Source organism: Pseudoxanthomonas sp. X-1 (assembly GCF_020042665.1).
Classification (GTDB): domain Bacteria; phylum Pseudomonadota; class Gammaproteobacteria; order Xanthomonadales; family Xanthomonadaceae; genus Pseudoxanthomonas_A; species Pseudoxanthomonas_A spadix_A.
In genome coordinates, this window is the sequence record NZ_CP083376.1 from 1,018,138 (window position 1) to 1,037,477 (window position 19,340).

The 19,340-nt window shown below is 70.4% G+C and carries 14 protein-coding genes and 1 pseudogene; 7 read left to right on the forward strand and 8 right to left on the reverse strand.

The window, feature by feature from the left end; translation table 11 throughout:
- Positions 1-75 precede the first annotated feature (75 nt).
- The 3 genes from dtd (at position 76) to mdoH (ending at position 4,851) form a co-directional block, all read left to right on the forward strand.
- On the forward strand, positions 76-513 hold the full coding sequence (gene dtd, locus LAJ50_RS04565) for a D-aminoacyl-tRNA deacylase (protein ID WP_130516857.1): 438 nt from the start codon (positions 76-78) through the stop codon (positions 511-513).
- Positions 514-621: 108 nt separating this feature from the next.
- The gene (rpoD, locus tag LAJ50_RS04570; protein ID WP_130550743.1) at positions 622-2,487 is read left to right on the forward strand and encodes an RNA polymerase sigma factor RpoD; all 1,866 of its coding nucleotides are present in this window, start codon (positions 622-624) and stop codon (positions 2,485-2,487) included.
- A 411-nt stretch (positions 2,488-2,898) separates the two neighbouring features.
- Positions 2,899-4,851: a glucans biosynthesis glucosyltransferase MdoH gene (gene mdoH, locus LAJ50_RS04575; protein ID WP_130550745.1), complete on the forward strand. Its 1,953-nt coding sequence runs from the start codon at positions 2,899-2,901 to the stop codon at positions 4,849-4,851.
- A gap of 183 nt (positions 4,852-5,034) precedes the next feature.
- Here mdoH and LAJ50_RS04580 read toward each other — a convergent pair whose 3' ends face one another.
- The 4 genes from LAJ50_RS04580 to LAJ50_RS04595 form a co-directional block, all read right to left on the reverse strand.
- Complete coding sequence (locus tag LAJ50_RS04580) at positions 5,035-5,949, reverse strand: hypothetical protein (protein ID WP_138654283.1); 915 nt, start codon at positions 5,947-5,949, stop codon at positions 5,035-5,037.
- 241 nt (positions 5,950-6,190) lie between these two features.
- Positions 6,191-6,898: an alpha/beta hydrolase gene (locus tag LAJ50_RS04585; RefSeq protein ID WP_138654281.1), complete on the reverse strand. Its 708-nt coding sequence runs from the start codon at positions 6,896-6,898 to the stop codon at positions 6,191-6,193.
- 208 nt (positions 6,899-7,106) lie between these two features.
- Positions 7,107-7,949 carry an alpha/beta hydrolase gene (locus tag LAJ50_RS04590; protein WP_224096542.1) on the reverse strand — a complete coding sequence of 281 codons (843 nt, stop codon included), beginning with the start codon at positions 7,947-7,949 and terminating at the stop codon, positions 7,107-7,109.
- A gap of 226 nt (positions 7,950-8,175) precedes the next feature.
- Positions 8,176-8,547 (reverse strand): hypothetical protein, encoded by a 372-nt coding sequence (locus LAJ50_RS04595; protein WP_138654277.1) that lies wholly within the window; start codon positions 8,545-8,547, stop codon positions 8,176-8,178.
- Positions 8,548-8,643: 96 nt separating this feature from the next.
- Between LAJ50_RS04595 and LAJ50_RS04600 the strand changes: the two genes are divergently transcribed.
- Positions 8,644-11,676 (forward strand): sensor histidine kinase, encoded by a 3,033-nt coding sequence (locus LAJ50_RS04600; RefSeq protein WP_138654275.1) that lies wholly within the window; start codon positions 8,644-8,646, stop codon positions 11,674-11,676.
- Positions 11,676-12,317: a response regulator transcription factor gene (locus tag LAJ50_RS04605; protein ID WP_130550751.1), complete on the forward strand. Its 642-nt coding sequence runs from the start codon at positions 11,676-11,678 to the stop codon at positions 12,315-12,317. Before LAJ50_RS04600 ends, LAJ50_RS04605 begins: the two co-directional genes overlap by 1 nt.
- 93 nt (positions 12,318-12,410) lie before the next feature.
- Here LAJ50_RS04605 and LAJ50_RS04610 read toward each other — a convergent pair whose 3' ends face one another.
- The 4 genes from LAJ50_RS04610 to LAJ50_RS04625 all read right to left on the reverse strand — a co-directional run bounded on the left by LAJ50_RS04610 (position 12,411) and on the right by LAJ50_RS04625 (position 16,125).
- Entirely contained in the window at positions 12,411-12,683 is a 273-nt protein-coding gene (locus LAJ50_RS04610) for an EF-hand domain-containing protein (RefSeq protein ID WP_130550752.1), read from the reverse strand.
- A gap of 35 nt (positions 12,684-12,718) precedes the next feature.
- Entirely contained in the window at positions 12,719-13,558 is an 840-nt protein-coding gene (locus LAJ50_RS04615; RefSeq protein WP_224096474.1) for a copper resistance protein B, read from the reverse strand.
- A gap of 164 nt (positions 13,559-13,722) precedes the next feature.
- Positions 13,723-15,576 (reverse strand): copper resistance system multicopper oxidase, encoded by a 1,854-nt coding sequence (locus tag LAJ50_RS04620; RefSeq protein WP_130550754.1) that lies wholly within the window; start codon positions 15,574-15,576, stop codon positions 13,723-13,725.
- Positions 15,577-15,690: 114 nt separating this feature from the next.
- Entirely contained in the window at positions 15,691-16,125 is a 435-nt protein-coding gene (locus tag LAJ50_RS04625; RefSeq protein ID WP_130550755.1) for a CopL family metal-binding regulatory protein, read from the reverse strand.
- Positions 16,126-16,352: 227 nt separating this feature from the next.
- Between LAJ50_RS04625 and LAJ50_RS04630 the strand changes: the two are divergent.
- A pseudogene (locus tag LAJ50_RS04630) lies at positions 16,353-16,751 on the forward strand (heavy metal-responsive transcriptional regulator); the annotation flags it as partial.
- A 107-nt stretch (positions 16,752-16,858) separates the two neighbouring features.
- Complete coding sequence (locus tag LAJ50_RS04635; RefSeq protein WP_130550757.1) at positions 16,859-19,291, forward strand: heavy metal translocating P-type ATPase; 2,433 nt, start codon at positions 16,859-16,861, stop codon at positions 19,289-19,291.
- Positions 19,292-19,340: the final 49 nt, after the last annotated feature.

The following is a 19,340-nucleotide window of genomic DNA, read 5'->3' on the forward strand; positions in this document are numbered from 1 at the left end:
GGCGGGGATTGCAAAGCCCGGCCCGCGTCCGCACCTTGGGCGGCCGAGACCGGCGCCCCGAGGAGATCCCAGCCGATGTTGTCGCTGATCCAGCGGGTGACCCGCGCCAGCGTGACGGTGGACGGCCAGACCGTCGGCGCGATCGGCCCCGGGCTGCTGGCCCTGGTCGGGCTGGAGCCGGGCGACGGCGAGGCGCAGATCCAGCGCATGGCCCAGCGCCTGCTGGGCTACCGGGTCTTCGCCGATGACGCCGGGCGGATGAACCGCTCGCTGACCGACACCGGCGGCGGCCTGCTGCTGGTCAGCCAGTTCACCCTGGCGGCCGATACGGCCTCGGGCATGCGGCCCAGCTTCACCACCGCCGCCCCGCCTGAAGAGGCTGAACGCGGCTTCAACCGGCTGGTGGAGGTCTGCCGGGCGCGGCACGGGGGGGTGGAAACCGGGCGTTTCGGCGCCCATATGGTGGTGGACCTGGTCAACGACGGCCCGGTGACTTTCCTGCTGCGGCCCTGAGCTGCCGCGAAAACAGCTGCACAAGCCCCACTAAATCCAGACTGGACGCGGTCCGGCTGGTATAATACGTGGTTCTCCAGACCTTTCTTTTAGGCGGCGCAAGCACTCATGGCCAACGAACGTCCTGCCCAGGCATCCGACATCAAGCTGCTGATCAGCAAGGGCCTTGAACAAGGCTACCTGACCTATGCCGAGGTCAACGATCACCTGCCTGACGACATGGTCGATCCGGAGCAGATCGAAGACATCATCGGCATGATCAACGGCATGGGCATCCAGGTCCATGAAGTGGCGCCGGATGCCGAGACCCTGCTGCTGGCCGGCGAGGCCAGCGGCAACCGCGAGGTCGACGAGACCGCCGCCGAGGAAGCCGCCGCCGCGCTGACCTCGCTGGACACCGAGGGTGGCCGCACCACCGACCCGGTGCGCATGTACATGCGCGAGATGGGCACGGTCGAGCTGCTGACCCGCGAGGGCGAGATCGCCATCGCCAAGCGCATCGAGGAAGGCCTGGGCCAGGTGCAGGCCTCGCTGGGCCTGCTGCCGTCGATCGTGGACATGGTCCTGGAGGACTACGAGCTGCACAAGGCCGGCAAGAAGCGCCTGGCCGAGGTGGTCGTGGGCTTCAACGACATCGTCGAAGAGCCGGAGGCCCCCGCGGTCGAGGCGGCCGACGTCAGCGACGCCGATGCCGATGCCGACACCGACGACGAGGATGAGGACGAAGAGGGCGGCGCCGAAGAGGAAGCCGGCCCGACTGGTCCGGACCCGGAGGAAGTGGCGCGCCGCATGGAAGTGATGGCCGCCGCCATGGCCAAGTTCAAGAAGGGCTACGCCAAGAGCGGTGCCGACAGCAAGGCCGGCGCCAAGCTGCGCGCCGAGATGGCCGAGGTGTTCGTCACCCTGAAGCTGCCGCTGGCCCTGACCGACAACCTGGTCAAGCACGTGCGCGACGTCCTGCAGCAGATCAAGGACCAGGAGCGCCGCGTACTGCACCTGTCCACGGTCACCGCCAAGATGCCGCGCAAGGATTTCATCCGCTCCTGGGAAGGCAACCAGACCAACCTGGAATGGGTCGACGAGGCGCTCAAGCGCAAGCAGAAGTGGTCTTCGGGCCTGCGTGAGGTCAAGGACCAGATCATCGCCCAGCAGCAGGCCACCATCGAGGTGGAGCAGGCGATGTACCTGACCCTGGCCGACCTGAAGGACATCAGCCGGCAGATGGCCTATGGCGAGGCCAAGGCGCGCAAGGCCAAAAAGGAAATGGTCGAGGCCAACCTGCGCCTGGTGATCTCCATCGCCAAGAAGTACACCAACCGCGGCCTGCAGTTCCTGGACCTGATCCAGGAGGGCAACATCGGCCTGATGAAGGCGGTGGACAAGTTCGAATACCGTCGCGGCTACAAGTTCTCGACCTACGCCACCTGGTGGATCCGCCAGGCGATCACCCGCTCGATCGCCGACCAGGCGCGCACCATCCGTATTCCGGTGCACATGATCGAGACGATCAACAAGCTCAACCGCATCTCCCGCCAGATGCTCCAGCAGTACGGCCGCGAGGCCACGCCGGAGGAGCTGGCCAAGGAGATGGACATGCCCGAGGACAAGATCCGCAAGGTCATGAAGATCGCCAAGGAGCCGATCTCCATGGAGACCCCGATCGGCGACGACGAGGACTCGCACCTGGGCGACTTCATCGAGGACACCAACGTGGAGTCCCCGATCGAGAACACCACCAACATCAACCTCATGGAAACGGTGCGCGACGTGCTGGCCGGGCTAACCCCGCGCGAGGCCAAGGTGCTGCGCATGCGCTTCGGCATCGACATGAACACCGACCACACCCTCGAGGAAGTCGGCAAGCAGTTCGACGTCACCCGCGAGCGCATCCGCCAGATCGAGGCCAAGGCGCTGCGCAAGCTGCGTCATCCCTCGCGCTCGGAGACGCTGCGCAGCTTCCTGGACATCGACTGATCCAAGCCAGGCGCGGGGCCGTCCAGGCCCCGCGAGGCGATCCACGACAGGCCCGCCATCGGCGGGCCTGTCGCGTTCTGGGCGGCGGCACGCGCGCCGGTCCGGCGAAACCCTAACGTTCCATCGTCTAGCATCGGCGTTCTTGTCCCCCCAACAAGGAGTCTGCGTGCGTGCCAACGCCGCCGACTGCGGTGTCTCCATCGCGGTCTTCCCGCAACGCCCCCTGTCCGCGCCGCGGCCCGAGTCGCCTTCGCCGGCGGATCGGATTCGCCAAGCGCGCCGGCGCCTGTATTCTTTCGCGCATGTCCCCGCGTCCGACCCTGTCGTCTCCCTTCCGCTGCGCCTGCACGCCAGCGTGGCGATCGCGCGCGTGATCCCTCTCCCGCAGCCTGGCCCCGCGCGCCGCACCGAATGAAGATCGCCGAACCCATCCGCGTGCCGTATCCCGAGCACGTCATCGACGAGCAGGCCTTCGCCTACGAACTGCTGCCGCCACCGGCGCCGCTGGAGATGCCACAGCAGTCGCTGCGCACCGGCAAGCTGCGCAGCCCGCCCATGCCCTCGGCACCGCCGAACATGGCGCTGCGCCGCTTCTACATCTTCGGCGGCACCCTGGCCATCACCCTGGCCGGCCTGTTCCAGATGTTCCGGGTGATGGCGACCGACGGCATCAATCTGCTCGAAGGCGTGTTCCTGACCCTGTTCGCGCTGCTGTTCGCCTGGGTGTCGCTGTCGTTCTGCAGCGCGCTGGCGGGCTTCCTGCTGATCGTCACGCGCCGCCGTCGCCGCCTTGGCCTGCGCCCGGAGGATCCGCTGCCCACGCCGACCGTGCGCACCGCGCTGCTGATGCCCACCTACAACGAGGAGCCGCAGCGGCTGATGGCCGGCCTGCAGGCGATCTACGAGTCGGTGCGCGAGACCGGGCATATCGACCGCTTCGATTTCTTCATCCTCTCCGACACCACGCGCGGGCCGATCCGCATGGACGAGGTGGAGGAATTCCATCGCCTGCGCGAACGCCTGGGCGGCGCGCCCAACCTCTACTACCGCCACCGCGCGGACAACGCCGAGCGCAAGGCCGGCAACATCGCCGAGTGGGTGCGTCGCTTCGGCGCGGCCTATCCGCAGATGCTGATCCTGGACGCGGACAGCCTGATGACCGGCGATACCATCGTGCGCCTGGCCTGGGGCATGGAGACCCACCCGGACGTGGGGCTGATCCAGTCGCTGCCGCTGATCGTCAACGGCAGCACACTGTTCGCGCGCATGCAGCAGTTCGCCGGGCGGGTCTACGGCCCGGTGATCGCGCACGGCGTGGCCTGGTGGCACGGCACCGAGAGCAACTACTGGGGCCACAACGCGGTCATCCGCACCCAGGCCTTCGCCGATCATGCCGGCCTGCCCAAGCTCGGCGGCATCCGCCCGTTCAAGGGCCATGTGCTCAGCCACGACTTCGTCGAGGCGGCGCTGATCCGCCGCGGCGGCTGGGCCTGCCACATGACCCCGGCGCTGGGCGGCAGCTTCGAGGAGGGTCCGCCGTCGCTGACCGACCTGCTGGTGCGCGACCGCCGCTGGTGCCAGGGCAACCTGCAGCACGTCGGCGTGCTGCCCACGCGCGGCCTGCACTGGATCAGCCGCACCCACTTCATGATCGGCATCGGCCATTACCTGACCGCGCCGATGTGGGCGATGATGATGCTGATCGGCATCGCCATCCCGCTGGAGCAGGCCGGCACGCTGCTGAGCCTGTCGGACCTGGCGCATTTCTCGCCGGTGAGCTACTGGCGCTCGCTCGACCCGGACCGGATCCTGTACGTGTTCGAGGCGACGATGTTCGCGCTGTTCGCGCCCAAGGTCATGGGCTACCTGGCGGTGCTGGCCGACCGCCGGGTGCGGCGCGGCTGCGGCGGCTGGTTCCGCATGATCGTGAGCATCGTGATCGAGAGCGTGCTGGCCGCGCTGATGGCGCCGATCGTGATGTACGTGCAGTCGCGCGGCGTGGCCGAGGTGCTGGCCGGCAAGGACTCGGGCTGGGACGCGCAGCGCCGCGACGACGGCTCGATGCCGTGGGGCCTGCTGGTGCGCCGCTACGGTGGGCTGACCGTGTTCGGGCTGCTGATGGGCGCGGCGGCGTACTTCGTCTCGCCGTCGCTGGCGCTGTGGATGTCGCCGGTGATCGCCGGGCTGGTGCTGTCGATCCCGATCGTGGCCCTGACCTCCGCGCGCGGGCCGGGTCAGGCGCTGCGCCGGCTCAAGCTGCTCAGCATCCCCGAGGAAACGCGCCCGCCCGCGATCCTGGTCCGCGCCGGCCGCCTGCGCCGGCGCATCGAGGCCGAAGCCGAAGCCGCCGCCGAAGCGAACTGAGCGCCCCGGCGGCTACCGCTCCGCTGCGTGCGGCGCGGTCCCCACAGATCGCCGCGCTGCGATCGCCGGACCAAAACCGGAGCCTTCCCGGTTCGGCTTACGCTGACCGGGGGTGTCCGAAGCGGCATGACGGAAGGCCGGGAGCCGCCGCGACGCCATGCGTGCCGCCGGACGGCATCCAGGTCAGTTGGCTTGGCGGCAGTCGCGCAGTTCCATGCCATTCGGGGTGATGTCGCTCACGGTGCCGCTCAGCTTGACCCAGTCGCCGCCCGACAGGGTCAGGAAGAACTTCGCCTGATCGGGGGCCAGGGTGCACGTGATGCCGAAGTTGAGATTGTTGTAGTCCGAGCGCTGGCGGACCTTGAACAGTCCTTTGGTCTGCGTGACCAGGTAGGCGACCTGCATATCCCCGTTGTATTGGGTCGACACCGTATAGACCTGTCCGTCGATCCGGTACTTGCGCCCCTGGTACTTGGCGACGATGGGGGCGAACGCCTGGTTGCGTTCGCCTTGGGTCGCAATCTTGTCGTACGAGCCGATGAGAAGCTTCTTGAGCTGCCCCTGGTTGTTCACCCCGGCCATCGTCTTCTGGATATCGCCGCCGATCTCCGCCGACAGCTTGGGAGCTTCCGCGTCGATGACCTGCTGGCCTGCCTCGTGCCTGGCGCGTGCCGAAGCAGCGATCGCCTCGCCCTCCTTGCCGGGCTTGAGCATGTTGAGCATCAAGCAGATTTCATTGCGCGCGTTCTCCACGTCCACCTGCTGCCCGCGGCCCAGCTTCGTGCCCAACGACACCTGGCCAGTGCTGTCGGCCTGCGCACGCATCACGATGGGCGGGCTGACGTTGGTCTGGGTGAAGACGAGTTCGCCGGACGCGTCGGTGATCGACTCGTTGCCGATCTGGTAGCTCTTGCCGCGCGCGATCTCCTGCAGTTGCCCCAGGGCGCTGCTCACGCTCATTCCTGGTTTCTGTATCGACCCCATGAAGACCAGGCCGTTTCGGGCGTCGCCCAGCGCCTCGAAATCGTCTTCGCACGTGCCTGCGCGGGCCACCGAGGACAGGGCCAACAGCCCCGCGAAGCACAACATCCTGTTCACCATACAAACTCCCTGTCAGTGCCATGGCTTGAGCGGAACCGCTCTTTCTGGATGAGCCGCGAGGCGCAGGTGCGCTCGCAGCGGGCCGATACTATAGGAATCTCAGCCGGTTCCGTGCCCCTGGCGCCGGATAGTGGCCTCGCGCTGCCTGGACCTGGGCATTTCTCCCGAGCGAGCCGCGGTGGGTCGCCTCGCTGGGGGATCCTTCGGTGGCCCCCGTGCTGCGCGCCGGCGACGGCGGCTACGCGGGCGACGCGGAGATCGCGGCTGCCGCCTGCGCGATGACCTCGGCCACCGCGTCGGGCATGGACAGCAGCGACATGTGGCTGGCGGGAAGTTCGGTGGTGCGGGCCTGCAGGCGCGCGGCCAGCGCGCGCTGCAGCTCGACGCTGACCGCGCGGTCCCGGGTCGAGACCACATACCAGGTCGGTCGGTCGCGCCAGGCGGGATGGCCGATCCTGTCGTCGAACGTGGTCAGCGCGAGCGGCGTCTGCACGACGGAGAGGACGCGCGCCTCCTCCTCGGGCAGGTCCTGGGCGACGTTGGCGATCCAACTGGCCTGGCCCATCTTGAGAAACCCCTCGCCGAACGGCACCACACCCCCCAGCCCCGGCGGCGGTGCGTGCTGGCCGACCTGGTCGCCGGTCGATTCGCCGGCATCGGGCGCGAACGCCGCCACGTAGACCAGGGCGCGCACCTTCGGATCGTGGCCGGCCTCGGTGATCACCGTGCCGCCCCAGCTATGGCCGACCAGGACGACCGGCCCGTCGATCGCCGCGAGGGTGCGGCGCGTGGCCGCCACGTCATCGGCCAGCGACGTGGTCGGGTTCTGCACCGCGACCACGTCCAGCCCTGCGCGCAGCAGCCGCGCGATGACGGGGCGCCAGCTGGAAGCATCGGCCCAGGCGCCGTGCACCAGCACGACGGTGGGAGGGAAGTGCTGCGTCATCGACTGCTCCTCCTGATGAGGCGAGGTGCCGGTGCGTCGCCTGGAAATCCGTTGAAGCGGGCCGCGGGTCGGACGGCAGTCCGACCACTCCGGCGGCGCATGCCGCTTGTCGGGCATCGGGCGCGCGACGGCGGCAGGCCCCGGTGCCTGGTGAATGGCGCCGTGGCGGTTGCGCGAGGGGCCGGCATGCCGGCCCCCACGCGCCGGCTCAGGCCTTGACGAAGGCCAGCAGGTCCGGGTTGATGACGTCGGCGTGTGTGGTCAGCATGCCGTGCGGGTAGCCCTTGTAGACCTTGAGCGTGCCGTTCTTGAGCAGCTTGATCGACTTCAGCGCCGAAGCCTGGATCGGCACCACCTGATCGTCGTCGCCGTGCAGCACCAGGGTCGGCACGGTGATGGCCTTGAGGTCCTCGGTCTGGTCGGTCTCGGAGAAGGCCTTGACGCCTTCGACGTGCGCCTTGGCGCTGCCCATCATGCCCTGGCGCCACCAGTTCTGGATCACGCCGGGATAGACCTTCGCATCGGGCCGATTGAAGCCGTAGAACGGTCCGGACGCCACGTCGAGGAAGAACTGCGCGCGGTTGCCCGCGGTGTTGTTGCGGAAGCCGTCGAACACCTCCAGCGGCAGGCCTTCCGGACTGGCCGGGGTCTTGAGCATCAGCGGCGGCACGGCGCTCACCAGGACCGCCTTGGCCACGCGACCCTGCGGCTGGCCGAACTTGGCCACGTAGCGCGCGACTTCGCCGCCGCCGGTGGAGTGGCCGATATGCACGGCGTTGCGCAGGTCCAGGTGCTCGGCCACGGCCGAGGCGTCGGCGGCGTAGTGGTCCATGTCGTGGCCTTCGCTGACCTGGGCCGAGCGGCCGTGGCCGCGGCGGTCGTGGGCGACCACGCGGTAGCCGTGCTGCACGAAGAACATCATCTGCGCGTCCCAGTCGTCGGAGGACAGCGGCCAGCCGTGGTGGAACACGATCGGCTGGGCGTCCCGCGGGCCCCAGTCCTTGTAGAAGATCTGGACGCCGTCTTTGGTCTGGACGTAGCTGCTGGTCATGGGCGGGATTCCTTTTGAGGTGGGGGATGGGACCGGTCGGGGCAGGGCCATGGCCGGCAGGACGGCGGTCGCGATCAGGGCCGCACCGGCCTGGAGGGTCTGGCGGCGCGAGAACAGCAGCGGATCGTGCGGATCATGCGACATGCTAAGTCCTCGTGGGGCGAAAGGTGCCGCGCGGTCAGGCGCGGTGGGAAGGGCCATCGTGTCGCCAGCGCCGGATCTTCGCCTACCCTCGTTCGTTGCGTCCGCCACTCCCTCTTTCGGGGGAAGGCGCGGCCGGGCGGAGCACGCGGCGGCCGAAGCGGCGTGCGTCCAGCGAGTAGGCGCCGGGCCCGAGCAGGGCCATGCCGGCGATGAGCAGCAGGGTCGGCGCCTGGTCCAGGGCCAGGTGCGCCAGCGCATGCGCGCAGGCGAGCAGCAGCGCCAGGGGCGTGATCCACCCGGACATCAGCAGCAGGCCGGCCGCCAGCGCCACGCCGGTCCACGCGGCGCTGCCCGGCGTGTGCGATTGCCACAGCGCCATCGCCAGCGCCACGCGCAGCAGCAGCAGGCCCACGCCGGGCCCCCGGTCCGGAAACATCGAGAACAGTCGCTGCATGTCCACCTCCGCCCGCGATGGGCGCATGGTCCATGCGCCGTGCGCATCCCTCGAAAGAGGCGTCAGGACCTCACCCCGTCCTGACACAATCGGCCCATGGCGGGCTTCAGCGTGCGGCGACATCGAGGAGAATGGGTCATCCGCGCATGCTCGGCGTGGCTGCTCCTCGCCTGCCTGTGGCCGCGCGACGCGCGCGCCGGCGACACGCCCCCCGACGCGGCGCTGTCGGGGTTCGACCACAGCAGCTGGACGCTGGGGCGCGGCGCGCCCGCGGACATCTGGGACATGTTCCAGGGCAGCGACCGGGCCCTGTGGCTGGGCACCGGCAGCGGGCTGTACCGCTTCGACGGGCAGCGCTTCATGCGTACCCCGCCGCCGCCGGGCCAGTCCTTCCCGTCCAACAACCTCACGGTCGTCAAGGACGACGGTGCCGGCGGTGTCTGGGCCGGCACCTACGATGCCGGGGTGTTCCACCTGCAGGGCCGGACGCTGCAGCGCTACGGCCTCGAGCAGGGCCTGCCCGCCGGGATCGCCTTCTCGATGGCGCGCGACGCGCGCGGGCGCTGGTGGGTGGCCAACGGCGACAGCCTGCGCTGGTTCGACGGGCAACGCTGGCGCGCGCCCGAAGCGGGCCAGGGGTTCGCCGCGGGTGAGGCGTACTGGGTGCTGTGCGACGACCGCGGCGTGCTGTGGGTGGCCACGGCCGACCGCCTGCTGTACCTGCCGCCGGCGGGCCAGCGCTTCGCCGACGCCGGCGTGCCCCTTGGGCGCTATGCGACGCTGGCGCAGGCGCCTGACGGCACGGTGTGGGTGGCCGATCGCAAGCAGGGGCTGTGGCCGGTGGCCGATCGTGCCGGGCTGCTGCCGGCCGACGCGCGGCGGCGGCGCGCGCTGCCGCAGCTGCGGCTCCAGCGCTTCGCGTTCCAGCGCGATGGCAGCCTGTGGGCCAGCGTGCTGGGCGGCGGTGGGATCGTGCGGCTGAGCTGGGAGCGGTCCGGGCCGACGCCGCGTCTCGAACGCTTCGACATCGCCCAGGGCCTGCCCTCGACCTATGCCTCTCCGATCATGGAAGACCTGGAGGGCGATCTCTGGGTGGGGACGAACCTGGGCCTGTCGCGGTTCCGCCGGCACCTGATCCATCGCCTGCCCTGGCCGGGAGGCGACGCCCCGGACACGCTGACGACGCTGCCCGGCGGCCAGGTGCGTGCCTATGGCGAGGACGGCATCGTCTGGCCGCTGGACCGCACCAGCCTGGCCACGCTGGGCGGCGGGCGACGCCCGATGCCGGCGCAGGACGCGGCGCTGGTCTGGAGGTGGCAGGGCGGTCCGATCGTGCGTGCAGCGCATCCGCCCGCACCGGCCGGGTCCGTGACCGACGCCAGTCCCGGCGACGTGTCGGCCTTCACCCAGGCCACGCAGGGCGTGTGGGCATGCGCGAGCGCTGGCGGGGTGCTGCGCAATGTCGGCCAAGGCTGGGAGCGCGAGACGCGCCTGCCCGCCAGGCGCTGTTCGACGCTGCGGGCGGACGCGCGCGGCGAGGTGCTGGTCGGCTATCCCGATGGGGGCGTCGCCGTGCTGCGCGGGGATGCGCAGGGTCCGGCCCGAGTGTCGCAGGCCGGCGTCGGGCCGATCACCGGGCTTTACCGCGACGATGCGCTCACCCTGGTGGCCGGCGAGGAGGGGCTGGCGCTGGCCGATGCAAACGGCGGTTACACCCGCGTGCGCGGACCGCGCGAGGAGATGCTGCTCGGCGTCAGCGGCATCGTGCGCCAGGGAACGGGCGATCTGTGGCTGTACGGTCTGCGCGGGCTGGTGCGGATCACGCCCGGGGATCTGCGGCGCAGCGCGGCCACCGGCCTGCCGCTGGATCGTGCGCGCGTCTTCGACGCCATCGATGGATTGCCCGGTGTGGCACTGCAGGCCAACGCCGCGCCCACGCTGGCGCTGGGCCACGATGGCGTGCTGTGGATGGCGAGCAACCAGGGGCTGGCATGGCTGGACGTGAACGCCATCGCCCGCAACCCGGTCGCGCCGCAGGCCCGCCTGGGCGAGGTGGTCGCGGGCCAGGGCCGCCAGCCGCTGGTGGACGGTCTGGTCCTGCCCAAGCGCACGCGCGAACTGGAGCTGGACTACTCGGCCGCCAGCCTCGCGCGCCCGGACCGGGTCCGTTACCGGGTCCGGCTGGGTGGCGTGGACGAACACTGGCGCGAGATGGGCGAGCTGGCGCAGGTGCGCTACGCCAACCTGCGACCGGGACGCTACGTGTTCGAGGTCATGGCCGCCAACGAGGACGGCGTGTGGAGCACGCCGGTCCGGGCCGGCTTCGCCATCCGCCCTGCGTGGACCCAGACCGGGCTCTTCCGCGCGGCGCTGCTGGTGCTGCTGGCCCTGGCCATCGCCGCGGTCATCGCCCTGCGCAGCCGCGCGCTGGCCGCCCGCTGGCAGGCGCGGATGGAGGAGCGTCACGGCGAGCGCGAGCGCATCGCCCGCGACCTGCACGACACCCTGCTGCAGGGCATGCAGGGCCTGGTGCTGCGCCTGCATGCGGCCAACCAGCGGCTGCCGCCGACAGAGCCGGTCCGCCACGAGGTCGAGCGCGCGCTGGAACTGGCCGAATCCACCCTGCGCGAGGGCCGCGACCGCGTGGTCGGCCTGCGCGGCGAGGACACCGGGATCGAGCTGGGCGCACGCCTGGCGGCGGTCGGCGAGCGCCTGGCCGATGGCGCCTCGCCCCGCCTGCGCCTGCTGGTCGAGGGCCAGCCGCGCGCGCTGCCGACGTGCGTGGCCGAGGAAGCGTTCCTGATCGGCCGCGAGGCGCTGACCAATGCCCTGCGGCACGCGCAGGCCAGTGCCATCGAAGTGGAGATCGGCTACGGCCGCGACGCCCTGCACCTGCGCGTGCGCGACGACGGCCTGGGCATGGCCGCCGATGCGCCATCCGGCGGCGCGCGCTTCGGCCTGCGCGGCATGCGCGAGCGCGCCGCCCGCATCGGCGGCACGCTCCAGGTCTGGTCGGCGCCGCAGCGGGGCACGGAGATCGCCCTTTCGATCCCGGCCGCGCACGCCTACGCTGTCGCCCGTCAGCGCTGGTGGCAGCGCCCGCGCCGGCATTCACGGGAGGAGGACTGATGCGATCGCCGATCGGCGTGCTGGTGGTGGACGATCACCCGCTGCTGCGCGATGGCCTGCGCGCCATGCTCGAGGCGCAGCCGGACATGCGGCTGCTGGGCGAGGCCGGCGACGGGCAGCAGGCGCTGGAGCGGTATGCGCAGCTGGCGCCCGACGTGGTGCTGATGGACCTGCAGATGCCCGGCATGGACGGCGTGGAAGCCATCCGCCAGCTGCGCCAGCGCGATCCGGGCGCGCGCATCCTGGTGCTGACCACCTACAGCGGCGATGCGCGCGCGGTGCGTGCGCTGCAGGCCGGCGCGGCCGGCTACCTGCTCAAGGACATGCTGCGCCACGATCTGCTGGACACCATCCGCGCGGTCCACGCCGGCCAGCGTCCGCGCATGCCGATGCACATCGCCGAGGGCATCGCCTGCCACGTGGCCGACGACGGGCTGTCCCAGCGCGAGACGGTGGTCCTGTCGGCCGCCGCCAGCGGCCTGACCAACAAGGCCATCGGCCAGCGTCTGTCGATCTCCGAGCAGACCGTCAAGGCGCACATGAAGAGCCTCATGGCCAAGCTCGGCGCGCGCGATCGCACGCACGCGGTCACCATCGCCCTGCAGCGCGGGATTATCTCGCTGGAGCGGATCGAGCTGTAGGCGCGCGGCGAGGATTCGTGTGCGCGTTGTGGCGTGCCCGGCGCGTCGGTCATGCGTCCCGACGCGCCAGGCGCGCCTTGGACTGCGCTGGCCTCAGCGCAGCATCTTCAGGCCGGCGTCGTACTCGGCGGGGCTGAGCTTGCCGTCGCGGTCCATGTCGATCATGCCGAAGTGCGGCGCCAGCGGATGGTCCTTGGGCAGCTCGGCCTTGTCGATGAAGCCGTCGTGGTTCCTGTCCAGCGCGGCGAAGTCGCCCTGGGCCGGGGCGGCATGGTCGCCGTGCTGGTGCGCCTGCGGGCCGGCCCAGGCGGCGCCGGCGAGCAGGCCGGCGCAGATCAGGGAGACGGCGAAGAACGGATGTTTCATGGAGAGCCTCTTGGGGTGGGAGAAGAACGGAAACCTCAGAACCACACGCGCACGCCGGCCACCAGCGCGGTCTCGCGCGGGTGGTCGGCCGCATCGGCGCTGCCGCCGAAATGGCGGGTGTGGTTCACGCCGATGTAGGGCGCGAAGCGGCGGGTGACCTCGTAGCGCAGGCGCAGGCCGGCCTCGACGCTGTTGAGCCCGCTGCCCTGGCCGGTGCGCGGATCGTCCCTGGCCGACAGGTCGGCCTCGATGCGCGGCTGCAGGATCAGGCGGTTGCTGAGCAGCAGCTCGTACTCGGCCTCCAGGCGCGCGCCGAACTGGCCGCCGCTGCCCAGATACGCGGTGGCGGCGACCTCGAACTTGTAGGGGGCCAGGCCCTGCACGCCGAGCGCGGCCCAGGTGCGGCCGTCCCGGGGGCGGAAGTCCTGGCGCACGCCGGCGACCACATCCCACCACGGCGTGACGCTGCGGCCGTACAGGATCTCCAGGTCCGAGGATTCGGTGCGTCCCTCGCTGCGCTCGCCTTCGCTGCGCAGCCACAGGCGATTGACGTCGCCGCCGATCCAGCTGCTGGCCTCCCAGGCCTGGCCATGCGCGTCGCTGGCGTTCCAGGCTTCCAGGCGATCGATCTGCACCAGCCAGTTGAGCGTCGAGCCGTGCGCCATCGTGTCGTGCGCAAGCTTCGGGAACGCGGCCGCGCGATCCTCGTCGGTCAGGACCGGAATGGGCTCGCGCGGTTCCTGCATTGCGACGTGAGCCATCATCGAGTGGTCCATCGAGGCGTGATCCATCGAGGAGTGATCCATCGCCGCGTGATCCATCGCCGCGTGGTCCATCGCGGCGCCTCCCATGGACGAGGCGTGCTGCTTCGACATGTGTGGGCATGGCGAGGACGAAGGTGGTCCACTGGCTTGCCGCTGCGCGGCCTGTCTGCAAGTTGCCTGCGGTGTCTCTGCGGTGGTCTGGCCAGCCAGCGCCGGCGACGAAAGGAGCAGGCCCAGGGCGAGGGCCAGTGCGGTGCGCGGGAAGGTCTGCATGCTCATTCCTCCACCCGCACTTCGCGCATCATGCCGCCGTCCATGTGGTAGAGCAGGTGGCAGTGGTAGGCCCAGCGGCCCAGCGCGTCGGCGCGCACGCGATAGCTGCGGCGCGTGCCCGGCGGCATGTCCACGGTGTGCTTGCGCACCTGGAACCGGCCCTGCGCATCCTCCACATCGCTCCACATGCCGTGCAGATGGATGGGGTGCTGCATCATGGTGTCGTTGACCAGCACGATGCGCACGCGCTCGCCGTAGTTGAGCCGCAGCGGCTCGGCGCTGGCGAACGGGATGCCGTTGAACGACCAGGCGAACTTCTCCATGTTCCCGGTCAGGTGCAGCTCGATCTCGCGCCCGGGCTCGCGCCCGTCGGGATCGTCGAACACGCTGCGCAGGTCGGCATAGGTCAGCACCCTGCGGCCGTTGTCGCGCAGGCCGATGCCGGGGTCGTCCAGCTTGGGCGCGGTGGCCATCGACTGCATGTCCACCAGTGGATTGCGGGTCTCGCTGGCCGGATGCGCGGGCATGCCGCCGGCACCATGGCCCGTCGTGCCGTGATCCATGCCCGCCATGCCGCCGCCCATGGCCGAGTGATCCATGCCGGCCATGTCGCCGTGCCCCATCGCCGCATGGTCCATGCCCGGCATGCCGGTCATGTCGTGTCCAGCGGCGCTGTGGTCCATGCCGCCCATCGCGCCCATGTCGTGGCCCATGTCGCCCATGCTCAGCAGCGGACGCGGATCGAGCGCGGGAATCGGTGCCTCCAGCCCGATGCGGGTGGTCAGCGTGCCGCGCGCGTAGCCGGTGCGGCCCATGTCCTGGGCGAAGACGGTGTAGGCGTCCTGGCCGCGCGGCTCGACGATCACGTCCACCGTCTCGGCCACCGCCATGCGGAACTCGTCCACGCTGACCGGATGGACGTATTGCCCATCCACCGCGACCACGGTCATCTTCAGGCCCGGGATGCGGATGTCGAAATAGGTCATGTTGGCGGCGTTGATGAAGCGCAGCAGCACTTTCTCGCCCGGGCGGAACTCGCCGCTCCAGTTGGCCGCCGGCGTCGTGCCGTTCATCAGATAGGTGTAGGTGTGGCCGTTGACGTCGGACAGGTCGCTGGGCGTCATCCGCATCCGGCCCCACATGCCGCGGTCGGCCAGCGTGGCCGAGAGTCCGTCGCGTCGCGCATCGCGCACGAAGTCGCCCACCGTGCGCTGGTAGTAGTTGTCGTAGGACGGCATCTTCTTGAGCCGCCGGAACAGCGCGGCCGGATCCAGGTCGGTCCAGTCCGACAGCAGCACCACGTGCTCGCGGTCGTAGTGGTACGGCGGCGGCGTGGCCGGCTCGATGACGATCGGCCCGTACAGTCCGGCCTGTTCCTGGTGCAGTGAATGGCTGTGGTACCAGTAGGTGCCCGACTGGCGCAGCTTGAAGCGGTACAGATAGGCCTCGCCCGGATAGATGCCGTCGAAGCTCAGGCCCGGCACGCCATCCATGTTGGCCGGCAGCAGCAGGCCATGCCAGTGCACCGAGGCCTGCGTGCCGGCGGCCAGGCGGTTGCTGACGCGGATGGTGACCGTGTCGCCCTCGCGCCAGCGCAGCAACGGGGCGGGCAGGCGGCCGTTGACGGTGATCGCCGGCCGCTCGCGGCCGGTGAAGTTGACGCGGCTGGCGCCGATGGCCAGGTCGAATGCGGTGCCGCGCAGTTCGTTGGCGGCCGCAAGGCGGTCCTGGGCGAAGGCGGGCACCCGCGCCAGCCCGAGGCCGAGCGTGGCGCCGCCCAGCGCCAGGCCGGTGACGAAGGTACGGCGGGAGGGGTCCGGGACCCGATCGGGCCCGGAGGAAAAGCGTGATGGCATATGCGCCTCGATCGAAAGCCGTGCCGATGCGGCACGAAGTGCAGGCGCAGCGCGCCAGGCCGAAGCCGGGCTGCGACTGCGATCCAGGCCGCGACGGACGCGGCCGAGCGGGCGCTAGCGGATCGGGGGGCGGATCAGGGGCGGCACGGCGGGCGCGCCGCGCGTGCTCGCGTCGAAGGCCAGCGTGCGGCTGGCGGGCGCGTGCGGGTGCACCAGGGTCGGCAGCGCCGGCACGATGACCTGCGAGGCCGCGGCGCAGTGGCATTCGGACGAAGCGCAGCAGTGCTCGCCATGCTGCTGGTGCGCGCCCTCCATCGCCTGCCCGCAGGCCGGCGCGGCGCGCAGGTGCATCTGGCAATCGGCCTGCGCGTGGCCGGGCCGATGGTGCATCGACGCGTGCGCATCATGGCCGTGCGATGCCGACGATGCGACCGGCCCGTGCGCATTCGCCGCCGCCTGCGCCCAGGCGCGCGCGGCCGCGTCGCCTGCGCCATTCAGCAGCAGGATCGTGCACAGCAGCAGGCGCAGGAGAGCGGACGGCAGCGACAAGGCGATTGCGGAGCAAGCGAGGGGATGGCTGCAGGATAACCAAGAGAACCGCATCGGCAACACGACCGCCGCGGATGCCCCCAGATAGGAAAGAACCCTGGAGCCCACTCCACAAGGCGCTGCACGACGCGTCGTCGTTCGCAAAATGAACAAATAATGAATGTCGATTGCGCGACGCAACAATCACGTTGACTCTGGACTTAGGTCCACCTCTTAGGGTCCAACCCATGAACTCCACACCGCCACGTTCCCACTTCACGATCGGCGTGCTGGCCCAGCAGTCCGGCGTGGCGATCGACACGATCCGCTACTACGAGCGCGAGGGGCTGCTCTCGCCCGCCTATCGCCGCGCCTCGGGCTATCGCGAATACGACACGCAGTCGGTCGAGCGCATGCGCTTCATCCTGCGCGCCAAGGAACTGGGCTTCAGCCTGGAGGAGATCCGCGAGCTGCTCGCGCTCGAATCCGACCGCGTCAACGGCGTGGAAGGCGTCAAGCAGCGCGCCAGCCGGCGCCTGCAGGAGTTGAACGTGCGCATCGCCCAGCTCACCGAGATGCGCGACGCCCTGGCGCGGCTGATCGACGCCTGCCCGGGCTGCGGCGAGCCGGAAGGCTGCCCGATCCTCTCCAGCATCCACGGGGCACCGCCCGACGCGAACGACGCGCCGGCCGCGCCTTCGCCCGCGCCGGCCTCGTGCTGCGGCGGGGAACCCACAGACAGGAAACACGATCCATGAGTCAGGCGGCAGCCACCACGTTGAACTTCCCGGTCCGCGGCATGACCTGCGCGGCGTGCGCGACCACGATCGAGAAACTGCTCAACAAGCATCCGGGCGTCAAGGCGACGGTCAACTTCGCCAGCGAACGCGTGCAGCTGCAGTACGACCGCGCCCAGGTCCAGCCGCAGGCCCTGGTGGAGACGCTGGACAAGGCCGGCTTCTCTGTGCCGCCGGAAACCGTGGCGCTGGAGATCACCGGCATGAGCTGCGCCGCCTGCGCGGCCGGCATCGAGGGCGTGCTGGCCAAGACGCCCGGCGTGATCGCCGGCAACGTCAACTTCGCCTCGGCCAAGGCGCGGGTGGACTACACCCCGGGCGTGGTCGACGTGGCGCAGATCGTCGAACGCATCGGCAAGGCCGGTTTCGGCGCGAGCGAGGTGCGCGAGATCGGCGAGGCCGAGATGGCCGCGCGCGAGGCCGGCGAACGCGCGGCCTGGCGCCGCCAGGTCTGGATGTTCGTGGCCTCGGTGGTGCTGACCCTGCCGCTGTTCGCGCAGATGTTCACCATGTTCGACTTCGCCAACCTGCGCCACTCGCTGGGCGGCCACCACGCCGAGCTGCTGCCGCGCTGGCTGCAGCTGGTGCTGGCCACGCCGGTGCAGTTCTGGATCGGCGCGCGTTTCTACAAAGCGGCCTTCAAGTCGCTGCGCAGCGGCACGGCCAATATGGACGTGCTCGTGGCGCTGGGCACGTCCATGGCCTACCTGTACAGCGTGGTGGTGACGGTGCTGGACCTGCCTGGCCAGCATGTGTACTTCGAAGCCAGCGCGTCGATCATCACCCTGATCCTGCTCGGACGCCTGCTGGAGGCGCGCGCCAAGCGCAAGACCTCCTCGGCGATCCGCGCGCTGCTCAACCTCAAGCCCAAGACCGCCAAGGTCGAACGGGACGGCAAGCTGGTCGAGGTCGATGCCGGAAGCCTGGTGGTGGGCGATGTGTTCGTGGTCGCCGCGGGCGAAAGCGTGCCGGTGGACGGCGAAGTGCTCAGCGGCACCTCGAGCGTGGACGAGGCGATGCTCTCGGGCGAGTCGATGCCGGTGAACAAGGAACCCGGCAGCCGGCTGTTCGCCGCCACGGTCAACCAGTACGGCATGCTGCGCGCGCGCGCCACCGGCATCGGCGCGGACACCATGCTGGCCCAGATCATCCGCATGGTCGACGAGGCGCAGGGCTCGAAGGCGCCGATCCAGCATCTGGTCGACCGGATCGCCGGCATCTTCGTCCCCGTCGTCGTGGCCATCGCCGCGCTGACCCTGGCCGTCACCTGGCTGGTGACCGGCACCTTCTCCGTCGCGCTGGTGCACGCGGTGGCCGTGCTGGTGATCGCCTGCCCGTGCTCGCTTGGCCTGGCCACGCCGACGGCGATCATGGTCGGCACCGGCATGGGCGCGCGCGCCGGCATCCTGATCCGCAACGCCGAGGTGCTCGAACGCGCCCGCGCGCTCAAGACCCTGGTGGTCGACAAGACCGGCACCCTGACCGAAGGGCGGCCGCAGGTGACCGACCTGCTGCCCGGCGCGCAGACCGAACGCGACGCGCTGCTGCGGCTGGCCGCCAGCCTGGAGGCAGGCTCGGAGCATCCACTGGCCAAGGCGATCATGAAGGCCGCCGAGGCGGCCGGCGTGCAGGCGGCGGGCGTGACCGACTTCGAGACGATCCCGGGCAAGGGCGTGCGCGGCGTGATCGACGGGCGCCAGGCGATCCTGGGCTCGCCGGCCTGGCTGGCGGCCGAGCAGGCCCGCACCAGCACCGCGCTGGAAGCCCGCGCCCAGGCCGTGCAGGCGCAGGGCAAGACCGTGGTCGGTATCGCGGTGGACGGCGTGACCGCCGGCTTCATCGCCATCGCCGACCAGCTGCGCGACACCTCGCGCGAGGCCGTGCGCCGGCTGCAGGCCATGGGCGTGGACGTGGTGATGATGACCGGCGACAACCGCCACACCGCCGAGGCGATCGCGCGCCAGGCCGGGATCACGCGCTACTTCGCCGAAGTCCTGCCGCAGCACAAGGCCGACGAGGTCAGGCGCCTGCAGCAGGCGCAGGGCGGGCACGTGGGCATGGTCGGCGACGGCATCAACGACGCGCCGGCGCTGGCCGCGGCCGACGTGAGCCTGGCCATCGGCGCCGGCTCGGACATCGCCATCGAGGCGGCCGACGTGGTGCTGGTCAAGGGCGACCTGCGCCACGTGGCCACCGCCATCGACCTGTCCAGCGCCACGCTGCGCAAGATCCGCCAGAACCTGTTCTTCGCCTTCTTCTACAACGTGCTCGGCATCCCGCTGGCCGCCTTCGGCCTGCTCAATCCGGTCATCGCCGGCGCGGCGATGGCGATGAGCTCGATCTCGGTGGTGAGCAACTCGCTGCTGCTCAACCGCTGGCGTCCGAAATGATCGGCCCGCCCTGGCAGGCCCGCCTCCAAGTCCCACCTCCCACACCCAA